The sequence below is a fragment of the Ensifer sp. genome (assembly GCF_035999135.1).
Lineage (GTDB): Bacteria > Pseudomonadota > Alphaproteobacteria > Rhizobiales > Rhizobiaceae > Ensifer.
Genome location: NZ_DASYGZ010000137.1, coordinates 1 through 13,430, shown reverse-complemented (window position 1 = coordinate 13,430; position 13,430 = coordinate 1). Strand labels below are relative to the sequence as shown.

The following is a 13,430-nucleotide window of genomic DNA, read 5'->3' as shown; positions in this document are numbered from 1 at the left end:
GCGCGACTGGTCGTTCAAGAGCCGCACCGACCTGCTCGAATTCGCCGAGAAGCACCAGATCCCGGTTGCCAAGGACAAGAAGGGCGAAGCGCCGTTCTCCGTCGACGCCAACCTGCTGCACTCCTCGTCCGAGGGCAAGGTTCTCGAAGATCCGGCCCAGGAAGCGCCGGAGTACGTGCACATGCGCACGATCTCTCCGGAAGCCGCTCCCGACAAGGCGACCGTCATCAAGATCGGCTTCGAGCGCGGTGACGCCGTCTCGATCAACGGCGTGCGCCTGTCGCCGGCAACCCTGCTTGCACAACTCAACGACTACGGCCGTGACAACGGCATCGGCCGTCTCGACCTCGTCGAGAACCGCTTCGTCGGCATGAAGTCGCGCGGCGTCTACGAGACCCCCGGCGGCACGATCCTGCTTGCCGCTCACCGCGCGATCGAGAGTATCACGCTCGACCGGGGTGCTGCTCACCTCAAGGACGAGCTGATGCCGCGTTACGCCGAGCTGATCTATTACGGCTTCTGGTTCTCGCCCGAGCGCGAAATGCTGCAGGCGGCAATCGACAAGAGCCAGGAACATGTCGAAGGCGAAGTGACGCTGAAGCTCTACAAGGGCAATGTCATGACCATCGGCCGTGAAAGCGACAAGTCGCTCTACTCTGACAAGCTGGTCACCTTCGAGGACGACCAGGGCGCCTACGACCAGAAGGACGCCGCCGGCTTCATCAAGCTCAACGCGCTGCGCCTGCGTACGCTGGCTGCGCGCAACCGCTAAGACCGAACTCTGCAGAAATAAGAAGCCTCCGCGACCCGGTCGCGGAGGCTTTTTCACGCGCGCTATTCCGCCGCTTCCGGCAGTGCATCTTCGCGCCCAGCAGGCGCTGCCAGCGGCTTCAGCCGGACCGCGCGCCGATACCAGAGATAGCTGAGAATGCAGAGAAGACCGAAGCTCGGGATGATGGCGCCGAGCGCCAGCACCGGCGCACCGACGGCAGCGGCGATCGCTCCGCCGAGCAGTCCCGAACCCATCTGGACGAAGCCCATCATCGCCGACGCCGTGCCGGCGATATCGGGAAAGGGCGCCATGGCGGCGGTCATCATGTAGGGCATGACAAAGGCGATGCCGAAGGCATAGACGCCGATCGGGAGCATGACCGAAAGGAAGCTCGGCGGTAGCATGTGCATGGTGTAGGCAAGCGCAAGGCTGGCCGCGCCGATGAAGACGAGGCCGACCGGCACCAGCGCCTGTGGCGTGAAGCGGCGCATCAACAGCCGTACGACCACGGTTCCCGAAAAGAACAGGCCCGACTGCATCAGCATGCCGACGCCGAATTCGGTCGGCGTCAGACCGACTTCGTTGATGAGCACGAAAGGCAGCATCGTCGCCCAGGCGTAAAGCGCGCCGACGGCGCCGCCGATGACCAGCGTCGAAGAGATGAAGCGGCTGTCGCTCACCAGGCGGCGATAGGCTGCTAGGATCGGCCTCAGGTGGCCCTTGGCCGGGTCGGGCGTCGATGTCTCGGCCATGAAGAACTGCACGGTGAGGCAGGCCATGGCGGCGAACCCCACCATCAGGAAGAAGATCGACTGCCAGCCGAAAAGCCCGAGCGCCAGGCCGCCGAGCGTCGGCGACACGGCGGGCCCGAGCGCCAGCATCATGCCGATCATGTTCATGATCCGCGCCGCTTCGGTGCCCGTGAACTGGTCGCGCACGATTGCGCGCGCCACGGTCATGCCGACGGAAGCACCGATCCCCTGCACCAGGCGTCCGGCAAGCAGCACCGCGACCGAGGGCGCGAAGGCTGCCATCAGGCTGCCAATCAGGTAGATCGCCATGAAGATCAGTGTGGCGCGACGGCGGCCGATCACGTCGGAGAGCGTTCCGGAGACGAGCTGGGCAAAGGCGAAGCCGGCGAAATAGAGCGACAGCGTCATCTTGATCGCCGCTTCGCTGGAGGAGAAGGCGCGAACCAGCTCCGGCATCGCCGGGGTATAGAGCGCCATAGAAACGGGACCGAGGGCCACCAGGAAGGCGCCGATGATGCTCGTGCGCCGCTCGCTCATGCGACGGGTCATCGGCCATCCCCGCTCTTGTCATCGGCCAGCTTTCCGGCGTCCTTGCCGGCGAGGCACGGGTCAAGCTCACGCAGATTGTGGCGCAGGACGCGCAGGTTGCCGCACAGCACCTCGCGCGTCGCCTCGTCGAGGCCCGCCGTATAGGCGTTCATCATCTCCCTCAGGCCCGCCATCAGCTCGGTGAGCAGCGGCTCAGCCTTGTCAGTCATCACGACATTCTTGGCACGCCGGTCCGCCGGATCTGGGACACGGGCGACAAGGCCCATCGCCTCAAGTCGGTCGAGATAGGCCGACAGCGTCATCGGCTCGATGCCCATGCGCGTGGCGATCTCGGCCTGCTTGATGCCCTCGGTCAGCGCCACCTGGATCAAGGTGCGCGCCTCGCCGGGCGTGATGCCGAGATCCATGGCGTTGACCTTGCGGTCGAAAGCCCCGCGCAAAAGGCGCGAGACGTCGGTCAACAGCATTCCGATGGTTTCGGATTCGAGCTTGAAGGGCATCTGATCGTTCACAATTGATATAATAAGTTTTCCTTATCATACCAATGGCTGCGGTTCAACGCGGTTGGCCGGCGGCGGTCAGCCCTCAAGTTCCTCGCGCAGCATCTCGAGCTCCAGCCATTCCTCTTCCATGCGGGCGAGGTCGGCGCGCATTTTCTCCAGCTCCTGCGCCAGCTTGGCAAAGGCATTTGGATCTTTTGTGAAGAGATTGGGATCGGCCATCTTTTCTTCGCGTTTGGCCGCCTCGGCTTCCGTCTTGGCGATTTCCTTCGGCAAGTTTTCGAGCGCGAATTTCTGCTTGTAGGACAGCTTGCCCTTGGCCGCCTTCGGCGCTTCGGACGTGGGTGCGGCCGCTTCGCTCCTGGCCTTTTCCGCCTTTTCGGCCCTGCGCTTCTCTTCGATCGCGCCCTTGCGCTGCGCCATCATGTCGGAGTAGCCGCCGGCATATTCGATCCAGCGGCCGTCCGGCTCCTCGGGATTGGCCGGTGCGATCGTCGAGGTCACGGTACGGTCGAGGAAGTCACGGTCGTGGCTGACGAGGATGACTGTTCCGGCAAAACCGGCGACGATCTCCTGAAGCAAATCGAGCGTCTCGATGTCGAGGTCGTTGGTCGGCTCGTCGAGGATCAGAAGATTGGTCGCCCGCGACAGGATGCGCGCCAGCATCAGCCGGGCGCGCTCGCCACCCGAGAGCTCCCGGATCGGCGTGCGTGCCTGCTCCGGCTGGAACAGGAAATCCTTCATGTAGCCGGTCACGTGGCGCTGCTCGCCATTGACCAGCAGGTTGTCGCCGCGCCCGTCGGTCAGGTAATGCGCCAGCGTGTCGTCCAGATTGAGGTCTTCGCGCTTCTGGTCAAGCGTCGCCATTTCGAGATTGGTGCCGAGCTTCACCGTGCCCGTGTCCGGCTCGATCTGCCCCGTCAGCATTTTCAGAAGCGTTGTCTTGCCGGCGCCGTTCGGGCCGACGAGACCGATGCGGTCGCCACGGTGCACACGGATCGAAAACGGCGCGACGATGGTGCGATCGCCATAGGCCTTGCTGATCTTTTCTGCCTCGATCACCAGCTTGCCGGATTCCTTGGCATCGGAGGCGGTTGCCTGCACGGTGCCCTGCGGTCCCTTGTGGCCACGATAGTTCGCCCGCATGGTCTGCAACTCGCCGAGGCGCCGCATGTTGCGCTTGCGTCTAGCCGTCACGCCGTAGCGCAGCCAATGCTCCTCGCGCTCGATCGCCTTGCCGAGCTTGTGCTGTTCCAGCTCTTCGGCCTCCAGCACCTCGTCGCGCCAGACCTCGAAATGGGCGAAGCCGCGGTCGAGGCGGCGCGACTGGCCGCGGTCGAGCCAGACGGTCGCGGTGGAGACCTTTTCCAGGAAGCGCCGGTCGTGTGAGATCAGCACCAGCGCCGAACGGCTGCGGATGAGCTCGTCTTCCAGCCATTCGATCGTCGGCAGGTCGAGATGGTTGGTCGGCTCGTCGAGCAAGAGGATGTCCGGCTCCGGCGCCATGACCCGGGCGAGCGCCGCGCGTCGCGCCTCACCGCCCGAAAGCCTGGCCGGATCCTCCTCACCAGTCAGCCCCAGGTGCTGCAGCAGGTAGGCGACGCGATAGGGATCGTCGCTCGGGCCGAGGCCGGCTTCGGCATAGGCCTGTACCGTGTCGTAGCCTTCGAAATCAGGAGCCTGATGCAGGTAGCGGATCGTCGCCGACGGATGGCGGAAGACCTCGCCCGACTGCGCCTCGGCAAGGCCAGCGGCGATTTTCATGAGCGTCGACTTGCCCGAACCGTTGCGGCCGACGAGACAGATGCGGTCGCCCGGCTCCACTTGAAAATTGGCGCCGGCAAGCAGAGGCGTGCCACCGAAGGTGAGAAAGATGTCGTCGAGTTTCAGAATGGGAGGCGCCAAGGCTCAGGCTCCGGAAAGGTCGTAGGGGCGGGCAAGCACGATGGCGCGGCCGCTCTTGAGAGTGAAGCGAAGGGGACCCTCCGCAACGTTGGAAACGGTCCGGGACGAGCCGAACGGCAAAGTGAAATCGGTGAGCGGATAGCGCGCATTGGCGATCGAAAGACCGGTAAGCTCCGTCAGTCCGAGCACGGAGAAGAGGCACCCCTTCGGCAGGTCGAGACCGAACGCGCCGGCAAGCAGCGGATAGGCTTCCTCCTCGCCCGAGGTCATCATGACAGGCAGCCCACGCTCGGCAAGGGATACGGCCTGCAGCAGGTGCAGAAAGGCATGGTCGCTGCGGGTGCCGCCAAGCGCGCCGGCAAAGATCAGGCGATCGGCGCCGCGCGACAGCGCCGCCTCCACGGCGATCTCGCCGTCCGTCGCAGCCTTTGCCGCAGGATAAGGCTCGCGCGGCACGGCGGAGAATTCGGCCAGCAGAGCCTCCTCGGTCGAATCGAAGTCCCCGACCCAGACGTCGGGCGTCACGCCGAGCAGGCGCGCATGCCGCATGCCGCCGTCGGCGGCAACGAAGCGGCAGTCGCGGAGCTGCTCCGTCAGGCGGCCGGTCGGCGAGAGGGCGCCGCCAAGCAATATGGTGAAGGTCGATCGAGCCATGGCAAAGCCCATAGCGCAAAGGATCGCGGAAGGAAAACGAAGAAAACCGTCAACCGCCCCGATCGCTGCAATTTGCCTGGGCGATCAGTGCCCTTCCGGCACCGGATCGGGAAACAGCATGCCGGCATAAATGCCCGGCGTCGAATCCGGGATTTCGATCGCACCGGCCACACGCTCGTAGAACTTCGCCGGACCGACGCCTCCGATCACCGCATAGCCGTATCCGGCGTCGCGCATGGCGTTCAGGCTCGCGAGCAGCAACGCTTCGCCGATGCCCTGCCCGCGCATGCTTTCATCGACGCCGGTGGGGCCGAAGAAGCCGAGCGCCGTGACATCGTGGCAGGCAAAGCCGACGATCCTTTCGTCTCGCACCGCGACGTGCATGCGCGTCGGGGTCGAGGAGAAGGCGGCTTCCGCCTCCCCTGCCCAGCCGGCGCCAAAGGTCTTTTCGATCCAGGCGACCACCAGGCGGCGCTCCGGCGCCATGGCGCGGCGAATGCTGATGCCGGCGCCAAGCCGCGACTGGGGCTCCGTCGGCAGGGCATACAGTCGGACGAGCATATCTGGCATCGCGGCCTCCTCACGGTTGATTGCCACGATGTCATAACGCAATTGCCGGTGAGCGGAAACGCCGGAAGACGATGTGCCACAGGCTCAAACATTGCTTGCCATCAAACCAACGCGGCGGTAAATCTCATGCCGCTCTAACGGGGTGCCTCCCGACCGCATGGCGGCCGGAGGCTGAGAGGCGTCGAAACGCCAACCCGCGGAACCTGATCCGGCTCATACCGGCGGAGGGATTAGACGCGATCGGATCGATACGCCCTTTTCCCATGCAACAACGAACTTTGGGAGAGGTGCTTTACATGTCCAATTCACTGAAACTGTTTCGCCGGGTGGCGCTGGCCGCAACCGCGACCCTCGTTTTCGTCGGCGCCGCTTCGGCTGCCGAAAAAACGCTCACCGTCTACACCTATGAGAGCTTCATCACCGAATGGGGCCCGGGCGCCAAGGTCGCCGAAGCTTTCGAAAAGACCTGCGAATGCAAGGTCAGCTATGTCGGCGTCGCCGATGGCGTCGAGCTGCTGACGCGCCTGAAGCTTGAAGGCGAAGCCTCGAAGGCCGATATCGTTCTCGGTCTCGACACCAACCTTGTGGCTGAAGCCAAGGCCACCGGTTTCTTCGCGCCGCACGGCATCGAAGCAACCGGCCTCACGGTTCCCGGCAATTTTTCCGACGACACGTTCCTGCCCTACGACTATGGCCATTTCGCTGTCGTCTACGACACCGAAACGCTGAAGACGCCGCCAAAGAGCCTCAAGGAGCTGGTCGAAGGCGATCCGTCGCAAAAGATCGTCATCGAGGACCCGCGCACCTCGACGCCGGGCCTCGGCCTCTTGCTCTGGGTCAAGGCCGTCTATGGCGACGAAGCCGGTGCTGCCTGGGCCAAGCTCAAAGACCGCGTTTTGACCGTCACCCCCGGCTGGTCGGAAGCCTACGGCCTCTTCACCAAGGGCGAAGCGCCGATGGTGCTCTCCTACACGACGTCACCGGCCTACCACATGGTCGCGGAGAACACCGAGCGATACCAGGCGGCGGCCTTCTCCGAGGGTCATTACATCCAGATCGAAGTCGCCGGCATGACCAAGAACGCCAAGGAGCCGGATCTCGCAAAGCAGTTCCTCGCCTTCATGACCGGCCCCGAATTCCAGTCGATCATCCCCACGACCAACTGGATGATGCCGGTCGCTGCCACCAAGGAGCCGCTGCCGGACGCCTTCAACAAGCTGGTGAAGCCGGAAAACACCTTCCTGCTCCCCTCCGAAGAGGTCGCAAAGAACCGCAAGGCCTGGATCGACGAGTGGCTTGCCGCGATGAGCAAGAACTGAGGCTGGATTGTTCGCGCTTCGCGAAAACCGCATGACCGTTGTCGCCGGGGCAGTTTGCCTCGGCGCCTTCCTCTCTTTCGTCGGCCTCGCCATTGCAGCACTTTTGGCGCAGACCGGCGGCACGGACGGAGGCACTCTCTTCGACGCCTATCTCTGGCGCGTGACCCGCTTCACCCTTTTGCAGGCAAGCCTTTCCACCCTCTTGTCCGTGCTCTTTGCGATACCGGTGGCGCGGGCACTGGCGCGGCGCCCGCAGTTCTTCGGCCGCATCTGGCTGCTGCGGTTGATGGCGCTGCCGCTCGGCCTGCCTGTTCTCGTCGGCGCTCTGGGCCTGATCGAGATCTGGGGCCGGCAAGGATTCCTCAATTCCGGCCTTCGCCTTCTCGGCCTCGAGCAGGCGGTCAGTATCTACGGCCTGTTCGGCATTCTCCTCGCGCACGTCTTCTTCAACATGCCGCTCGCAGCGCGCCTGTTTCTTGCCGGGCTTGAGCGCATTCCCGCCGAGTATTGGCGCTCGGCCGCCAATCTCGGCATGCCGAACCACAGTCTTTTCCGGTTTATCGAATGGCCGGTGCTTCGCGGCCTGCTGCCCGGTGCTGCCGGCCTCGTCTTCATGCTGTGCGCCACCAGCTTCACCCTCGTTCTGACGCTTGGCGGAGGGCCGGCCGCCAGCACGATCGAGGTGGCGATCTACCAGGCGCTGCGCTTCGATTTCGACCCGCCGCGCGCCATAGCCCTTTCGGGCCTGCAGATCGCCATGACGGGCTTGATCCTGCTGGTGCTTCGGCATTTTGCGACGGAGCCCGAGGAGGGCATGACCGGTGGCCGCACGGTTCGCCGCTTTGACGGAGCGTCCCCTCTCGCCCGCACCGTCGATGGCGCCTGGATCGTCATCGCCCTGCTTTTCCTTGCGGCACCGCTGGCAGCCGTCGTCGCGTCCGGCCTGCAGGCCGACCTCTGGAAGCTTGCGCGCGATCCGGCCGTACACCGGGCTCTTGCGACGAGTGCGGCCATTGCGCTGGCATCGGCCCTTGCCTCTGTCGCCATGGCGGCGGTGATGATCCGGGCGGCGGCGACGGTCTTGGCGCCGCGCCACGCCGGGCCGGCTGCCCGCGGCTTTGCCGGAACCGCGCGTGCCAGCGCATCCTTGATCCTGCTCGTGCCACCGGTGGTGCTCGGCGCGGGCTGGTTCCTGTTGCTTCGCCCGCTCGGCGACGTCGCCCGCTTCGCGCCGGCCATTGTCGTCGCGATCAATGCCTTGATGGCGCTGCCCTTCGTCCACCGCATCCTCGCGCCGGCGATGGCGACACATGCGGCGCGCTGCGAACGCCTGACGGCAAGCCTCGGCATCCGCGGCTTTGATCGCCTGCGATGGATCGACCTTCCCGTTCTTCGAAAACCGCTTCTGATGGCCCTTTCCTTTGCCATGGCGTTGTCGCTCGGCGACCTTGGCGCCGTCGCCCTCTTCGGCTCGCAGGATATGGTGACCCTGCCCTGGCTGCTCTATAGCCGCATGGGCAGCTACCGGACCACCGATGCGGCCGGCCTTGCCCTTTTCCTCGGGCTTCTCTGCCTGATCTTCACCATCCTCGGCACGGCGAACGACGGTCGCCAGCCGGAAAGACGCACAGCATGAACGACCCAGCCGCGATCGAAATCAGCAATGTCGAAGTTCGCTACGACACCACGACGCTCTCCTTCGACTGTCGCGTCGCCGCCGGCGGCATCGTCGCGGTTGCCGGGGCCTCGGGCTCGGGCAAGTCGACGCTCTTTCATCTCATCGCCGGCTTCGAAGAGCCCGATCGCGGCGAGATCCGCATTCTGGGGGAAGACGTAGCCGACTGGGCGCCCTCGAAGCGGCCGGTGTCGATGGTCTTTCAGGACAACAACCTCTTTGCCCATCTCGATGTCGCGACCAATGTCGGCCTCGGTATCAGTCCGGCGCTGCGCTTGAGCGCGCATGACCGCGCAGCGATCGAAAAGGCGCTCCTGCGCGTCGGGCTCGAAGGCTTTGCAAAGAGGCTGCCGTCCACGCTTTCAGGCGGGGAGCGCCAGCGGGTCGCACTCGCGCGCGCGCTCGTCCGCCGTCGACCGCTGCTGCTCCTGGACGAGCCTTTCGCGGCGCTCGATCCCGGCATGCGCGCCGGCATGCGCAACCTTCTGCGCGAACTCCATGCGGAGGAGGGCAACACCATCCTGCTCATCACCCACCATCCCGAGGACGTGAGGGCATTGGCCGATAGCGTGCTTTTTCTCGACCAGGGGCGTATCATCGCGCACGATAGCCTTGAGCGCTTTCTGGAGCGAAGGGACAATGCCGCGATCGACCGCTTCCTTGGCACCGCGTGACGGAAGGGTGCTTTGTTTCCCGCTTCGGCCGTTTGCCACAATTTGACCGCGGCGCCGTGCGACGCGCGAAATGTCCGGCAGGTGCGTGAATATTCGCGCATCCGTTGCCGTGATACCACGGGGCAACTATTTCTACCGAGACAAACTAGGCAGGTGGCGCTGAAATCAGATACAGCAAGACCAAGGCTGAACAGTCACGGCGGAGCAACGGCGCCGGACTGAAAAACGAGGACTTTCAACGCTGTCGCACCATCGGCCCGCGCTATGCGGGTGGTGCGACAGACGGGAAACGGGCTGAGGCATGGAGAGGCATACAGTCACACACGACCGGTTCCCGCCGAAACGGGGGCGGCTGCGTGCACGCGCGGTGGTTGCATTGTTCGCAACCACGCTTCTCTCCGCATGCCAGTCGGTGATCGAACAGACCTACGAGCCGACCGTCTCCCCGTCTTCCAACCCGCAGATCGTCGAGGAAGTCCAGAAGAACGATCCCCGCGCACAGCTCGGCGCGCGCGAACACCCGCGCATCGTTGCGAGCTATGGCGGCGAATACAAGGACGCCAAGACCGAGCGGCTTGTCGCGCGCATCACCGGCGCGCTGACGGCGGTCTCGGAAAACCCGCAGCAGTCCTATCGGATCACCATCCTCAATTCGCCGGCGATCAACGCGTTCGCCCTGCCTGGCGGCTATCTCTACGTTACCCGCGGCCTGCTGGCGCTTGCCAACGACGCCTCCGAGGTCGCGGCCGTGCTGTCGCACGAGATGGCGCACGTGACGGCCAACCACGGGATCGAACGCCAGCAGCGCGAAGAAGCCGAGGTGATCGCCAGCCGCGTCGTCTCCGAGGTTCTCTCTTCCGATCTCGCCGGCAAGCAGGCGCTGGCCCGCGGCAAGCTGAGGCTTGCGGCCTTCTCGCGCAACCAGGAGCTCCAGGCCGACGTTATCGGCGTGCGCATGCTCGGCGAAGCCGGCTACGACCCCTATGCGGCCGCGCGCTTCCTTGACTCGATGGCTGCCTATAGCCGCTTTACCGCCGTCGACCCGGAATCCGACCAGAGCCTCGACTTCCTGTCCAGCCACCCGAATGCACCCCAGCGCGTCGACCTTGCCCGCAGGCATGCGCGCGCCTTCGGTCCCGAAGGCTCAAGCGGCGATCGCGGGCGCGACTACTACCTTGCCGGGATCGATGGCCTGCTTTACGGCGACAGCCCGCAGGAAGGCTATGTCCGCGGCCAGACATTTCTCCATGGCCAGCTCGGCATTCGCTTCGACGTGCCCGCGGGCTTCCAGATCGACAACAAGGCCGAAGCGGTTCTGGCAACCGGCGCCGGCGACATCGCGGTGCGCTTCGATGGCGTGGCCGATACCGGCGGGCGAAGCCTGACGAGCTATATCGCGAGCGGCTGGGTCACGGGCCTGCAGCCCGACACGATCAAGCCGATCAGCATCAATGGCCTCGAGGCGGCCACGGCGCGCGCCTCGGCCGATCGCTGGGATTTCGACGTTACAGTCATCCGGATCGACAGCCGCATCTATCGTTTCCTGACAGCGGTCCCCAAGGGATCGAACGCGCTCGAGCCGACGGCAAATCAGCTGCGCAACTCGTTCCGGCGCATGACGCCGGCCGAAGCCCAGTCGTTGAAGCCGTTGCGCATCCGGGTGGTGACGGTCAGGGCGGGCGACACGATCGCAACGCTGTCTGCCCGCATGATGGGGACGGACCGCAAGCTCGATCTGTTCAGGGTGATCAACGCCATGCAGGTCACCTCGACGATCAAGCCGGGCGACAAGGTCAAGATCGTCTCCGAATAGGGCGGCTGCCGTCCTTGCAAGACTTGCCGGAATTGGGTGGAGACCGCGGAGCGTGCAGCAAACCGCCACTGGTGGCGCATCTTGCCGTCTCAGCTCGCCTGGCTGCGCAAAAGCTCGCTTTCGGCAACGCAATCGCTCGTGAAAGAGGAAAGTCGATAGCAGGCTATAGGTCGTGAACTCATCTGTCGAAATCCGGGCGCGCTAAAAGCGCACCGCCGCCTGACTCATGACCGACCGTGACCGAGATCTGCAGCAACCCAAGGCCCGCAGCGACCCTCGCTCCAATATTTCGTCGCCGGCCGCCTGTCGCAAAAGTGCGCGTCGGTCTGCGACCTGCGACAGATCAATAGCTTGAAGCGCAGAAGACGGTTCCGGAGGGAATCGCGACGCGCTCGTCCGAAGCAGCCTGCAGGCCAGGCTTCAGCGGATACCGGGCTTCAGTGGATACCGGCCGTCAGGGCCGGCGCCCTGGTGGCCAGCGCAGCCCGCAGCTTTTCGAGCGCCCGGGTCTCGATCTGGCGTACGCGCTCCTTGGAAATGCCGAGATCCAGCCCGAGTTCCTCGAGGGTCGCGCCGTCCTCCGACAGCCTGCGCGCGCGGATGATCCGCATCTCCCGTTCGGTCAGCGCGCAGAGCGCATCGCGCAGCCACAGGCGGGCGCGTTCGCCGTCGATCATGTCGCTGACCTGTTCGTCCGGCAGGGGCGCATCCGAGGCGAGGAAGTCGAGGCGTTCGCCGCCGTCTGAATCGCTGCCACCGACCGGCGCCTGCAGCGAGGTGTCGCTGCCCGACAGCCGGGCGTCCATCGTCTGGACGTCGGCGATGCTGACACCGAGAGCGGCGGCAATCTCCTCATGCATAGCCTGCGATGTAAGCTGCCGATCCCCTTGCGCAAGACGTGCGCGCAAGCGCCTCAGATTGAAGAAAAGTGCCTTTTGCGCCGAGCTCGTGCCGCCGCGAACGATCGACCAGTTGCGCAGGACATAGTCCTGCATCGATGCGCGTATCCACCAGGTCGCATAGGTCGAAAACCGCACCTCGCGGCTCGGCTCGAAGCGGGCAGCGGCTTCGAGGAGACCGATATGGCCCTCCTGGACGAGATCGCCCATCGGCAGGCCGAAGTTGCGAAACTTCGCCGCCATCGAGATCACCAGGCGCATGTGCGACATGGCGATCTTGTTGCGCGCCTCCTGGTCGTGGTCGTTGCGCCAGGCCTGTGCCAGCGCGTGCTCTTCGTCACGCTCCAGATAGGGGGCCTCCATCGCGATCTTGATCATCCGCCGGTCTGCAGTGAGAGTCTTCATCGATCGCTCCGTGACTGGCGCTGCGCGCCATTGCGTGTGAAGTCCATTAGGCCAGACCGATAAGGCGTCCGGCAGCAGGGGCGTCCTTGCGCCGCGACGTCGCAACTTGAAGAAACGACGCGGCGCCCTAACTTTCAAATCACGAACCTGAACAGTGACGGATCACGGAACCAAGATCGGCCGGCGCGAAAGCGGCGCGTTCCTGCCGGCTAATGTAAATGCGCGCCTCCGGCAAAAGTTCCATCGAAACAAAGAAAAAGCCCGGCGCGATGGCCGGGCTTTTTTGCAGTCTGTCAGCTGTTGGAAGGCTTATGCAGCTTCGTCCTGGGCGTCGTCTTCGTCGATCGCCTTGCCGCGCTTCGGGCCCTTGCTGAGATTCGTCTCGACGAGGCGGACAGCCTCGGTTTCCGACATCTTGTTCACGGCAGCGATTTCGCGCGCCATACGGTCGAGGGCAGCTTCATAAAGCTGGCGTTCGGAATAGGACTGTTCCGGCTGGTTTTCGGCGCGATAGAGATCGCGAACGACTTCCGCGATGGAAATCAGGTCGCCGGAATTGATCTTGGCATCGTATTCCTGCGCGCGGCGCGACCACATGGTGCGCTTCACGCGAGCCTTGCCCTGCACAACCTTCAACGCGCGATCGACGAAATCGGTTTCGGACAGCTTGCGCATGCCGATGCTGACAGCCTTCGCCACTGGCACTTTCAGGCGCATCTTGTCCTTCTCGAAATCGATGACAAAAAGCTCAAGCTTCATGCCGGCGACTTCCTGCTCTTCGATCGCCACGATCTGGCCAACGCCGTGGGCCGGATAGACGATCGATTCACCGGTCTTGAAGCCCTGGCGTGTCGAAGATTTTTTCTGCTGGGTCGTCATTCGTTTCAAAAACTCCCTGTTTCGCGCCGGCCATTATGGCCGGGGCCGGGTCAGTGAGGCCCGG

12 protein-coding genes and 1 riboswitch are annotated in these 13,430 nt (G+C 64.3%); of the genes, 5 read left to right on the top strand and 7 right to left on the bottom strand.

From position 1 onward, the window contains the following. On the top strand, positions 1 to 772 hold a 772-nt coding region (locus VGO12_RS16230; RefSeq protein WP_327513773.1), incomplete at its 5' end, for an argininosuccinate synthase. A 62-nt stretch (positions 773 to 834) separates the two neighbouring features. Here the strand turns inward: VGO12_RS16230 and VGO12_RS16225 are convergent. The 5 genes from VGO12_RS16225 to VGO12_RS16205 form a co-directional block, all read right to left on the bottom strand. Then, positions 835 to 2,073: a multidrug effflux MFS transporter gene (locus VGO12_RS16225; protein ID WP_327513772.1), complete on the bottom strand. Its 1,239-nt coding sequence runs from the start codon at positions 2,071 to 2,073 to the stop codon at positions 835 to 837. After that, positions 2,070 to 2,573: a MarR family transcriptional regulator gene (locus VGO12_RS16220; RefSeq protein ID WP_327513771.1), complete on the bottom strand. Its 504-nt coding sequence runs from the start codon at positions 2,571 to 2,573 to the stop codon at positions 2,070 to 2,072. The genes VGO12_RS16225 and VGO12_RS16220 overlap by 4 nt, the downstream gene beginning before the upstream one ends. A gap of 78 nt (positions 2,574 to 2,651) precedes the next feature. Continuing rightward, on the bottom strand, positions 2,652 to 4,478 hold the full coding sequence (locus VGO12_RS16215) for an ABC-F family ATP-binding cassette domain-containing protein (RefSeq protein ID WP_327513770.1): 1,827 nt from the start codon (positions 4,476 to 4,478) through the stop codon (positions 2,652 to 2,654). 3 nt (positions 4,479 to 4,481) lie between these two features. Next, positions 4,482 to 5,132: a thiamine diphosphokinase gene (locus VGO12_RS16210; RefSeq protein WP_327513769.1), complete on the bottom strand. Its 651-nt coding sequence runs from the start codon at positions 5,130 to 5,132 to the stop codon at positions 4,482 to 4,484. 84 nt (positions 5,133 to 5,216) lie between these two features. Then, the gene (locus VGO12_RS16205) at positions 5,217 to 5,702 is read right to left on the bottom strand and encodes a GNAT family N-acetyltransferase (protein WP_327513768.1); all 486 of its coding nucleotides are present in this window, start codon (positions 5,700 to 5,702) and stop codon (positions 5,217 to 5,219) included. A gap of 128 nt (positions 5,703 to 5,830) precedes the next feature. Beyond that, positions 5,831 to 5,949: riboswitch (TPP riboswitch) on the top strand. Between the two features lie 49 nt (positions 5,950 to 5,998). On the opposite strand from VGO12_RS16205, the gene thiB reads away from it, so the two are divergent. The 4 genes from thiB to VGO12_RS16185 all read left to right on the top strand — a co-directional run bounded on the left by thiB (position 5,999) and on the right by VGO12_RS16185 (position 11,183). Beyond that, the gene (gene thiB, locus VGO12_RS16200; protein ID WP_327513767.1) at positions 5,999 to 7,021 is read left to right on the top strand and encodes a thiamine ABC transporter substrate binding subunit; all 1,023 of its coding nucleotides are present in this window, start codon (positions 5,999 to 6,001) and stop codon (positions 7,019 to 7,021) included. 31 nt (positions 7,022 to 7,052) lie between these two features. Continuing rightward, positions 7,053 to 8,657: a thiamine/thiamine pyrophosphate ABC transporter permease ThiP gene (thiP, locus tag VGO12_RS16195; RefSeq protein WP_327513766.1), complete on the top strand. Its 1,605-nt coding sequence runs from the start codon at positions 7,053 to 7,055 to the stop codon at positions 8,655 to 8,657. Then, positions 8,654 to 9,370: a thiamine ABC transporter ATP-binding protein gene (thiQ, locus tag VGO12_RS16190; protein WP_327513765.1), complete on the top strand. Its 717-nt coding sequence runs from the start codon at positions 8,654 to 8,656 to the stop codon at positions 9,368 to 9,370. The genes thiP and thiQ overlap by 4 nt, the downstream gene beginning before the upstream one ends. A 301-nt stretch (positions 9,371 to 9,671) precedes the next feature. After that, the gene (locus tag VGO12_RS16185; protein WP_327513764.1) at positions 9,672 to 11,183 is read left to right on the top strand and encodes a M48 family metalloprotease; all 1,512 of its coding nucleotides are present in this window, start codon (positions 9,672 to 9,674) and stop codon (positions 11,181 to 11,183) included. A 437-nt stretch (positions 11,184 to 11,620) separates the two neighbouring features. Here VGO12_RS16185 and VGO12_RS16180 read toward each other — a convergent pair whose 3' ends face one another. Further along, a complete protein-coding gene (locus VGO12_RS16180; protein ID WP_327513763.1) occupies positions 11,621 to 12,487 on the bottom strand; it encodes an RNA polymerase factor sigma-32 in 867 nt (288 codons plus the stop codon). A gap of 309 nt (positions 12,488 to 12,796) precedes the next feature. Next, positions 12,797 to 13,366, bottom strand: a complete 570-nt coding sequence (locus VGO12_RS16175; RefSeq protein ID WP_077968346.1) for a CarD family transcriptional regulator — start codon at positions 13,364 to 13,366, stop codon at positions 12,797 to 12,799. Between the last annotated feature and the right edge of the window lie 64 nt (positions 13,367 to 13,430).

Coding starts and splice junctions, on each gene's coding strand:
- VGO12_RS16210 (WP_327513769.1), bottom strand. CDS start 5,132: ATGGCTCGATCGACCTTCACCATATTGCTTGGCGGCGCCCTCTCGCCG.
- VGO12_RS16205 (WP_327513768.1), bottom strand. CDS start 5,702: ATGCCAGATATGCTCGTCCGACTGTATGCCCTGCCGACGGAGCCCCAG.
- VGO12_RS16185 (WP_327513764.1), top strand. CDS start 9,672: ATGGAGAGGCATACAGTCACACACGACCGGTTCCCGCCGAAACGGGGG.
- VGO12_RS16225 (WP_327513772.1), bottom strand. CDS start 2,073: ATGACCCGTCGCATGAGCGAGCGGCGCACGAGCATCATCGGCGCCTTC.
- VGO12_RS16180 (WP_327513763.1), bottom strand. CDS start 12,487: ATGAAGACTCTCACTGCAGACCGGCGGATGATCAAGATCGCGATGGAG.
- thiB (WP_327513767.1), top strand. CDS start 5,999: ATGTCCAATTCACTGAAACTGTTTCGCCGGGTGGCGCTGGCCGCAACC.
- thiP (WP_327513766.1), top strand. CDS start 7,053: ATGACCGTTGTCGCCGGGGCAGTTTGCCTCGGCGCCTTCCTCTCTTTC.
- VGO12_RS16220 (WP_327513771.1), bottom strand. CDS start 2,573: ATGCCCTTCAAGCTCGAATCCGAAACCATCGGAATGCTGTTGACCGAC.
- VGO12_RS16175 (WP_077968346.1), bottom strand. CDS start 13,366: ATGACGACCCAGCAGAAAAAATCTTCGACACGCCAGGGCTTCAAGACC.
- thiQ (WP_327513765.1), top strand. CDS start 8,654: ATGAACGACCCAGCCGCGATCGAAATCAGCAATGTCGAAGTTCGCTAC.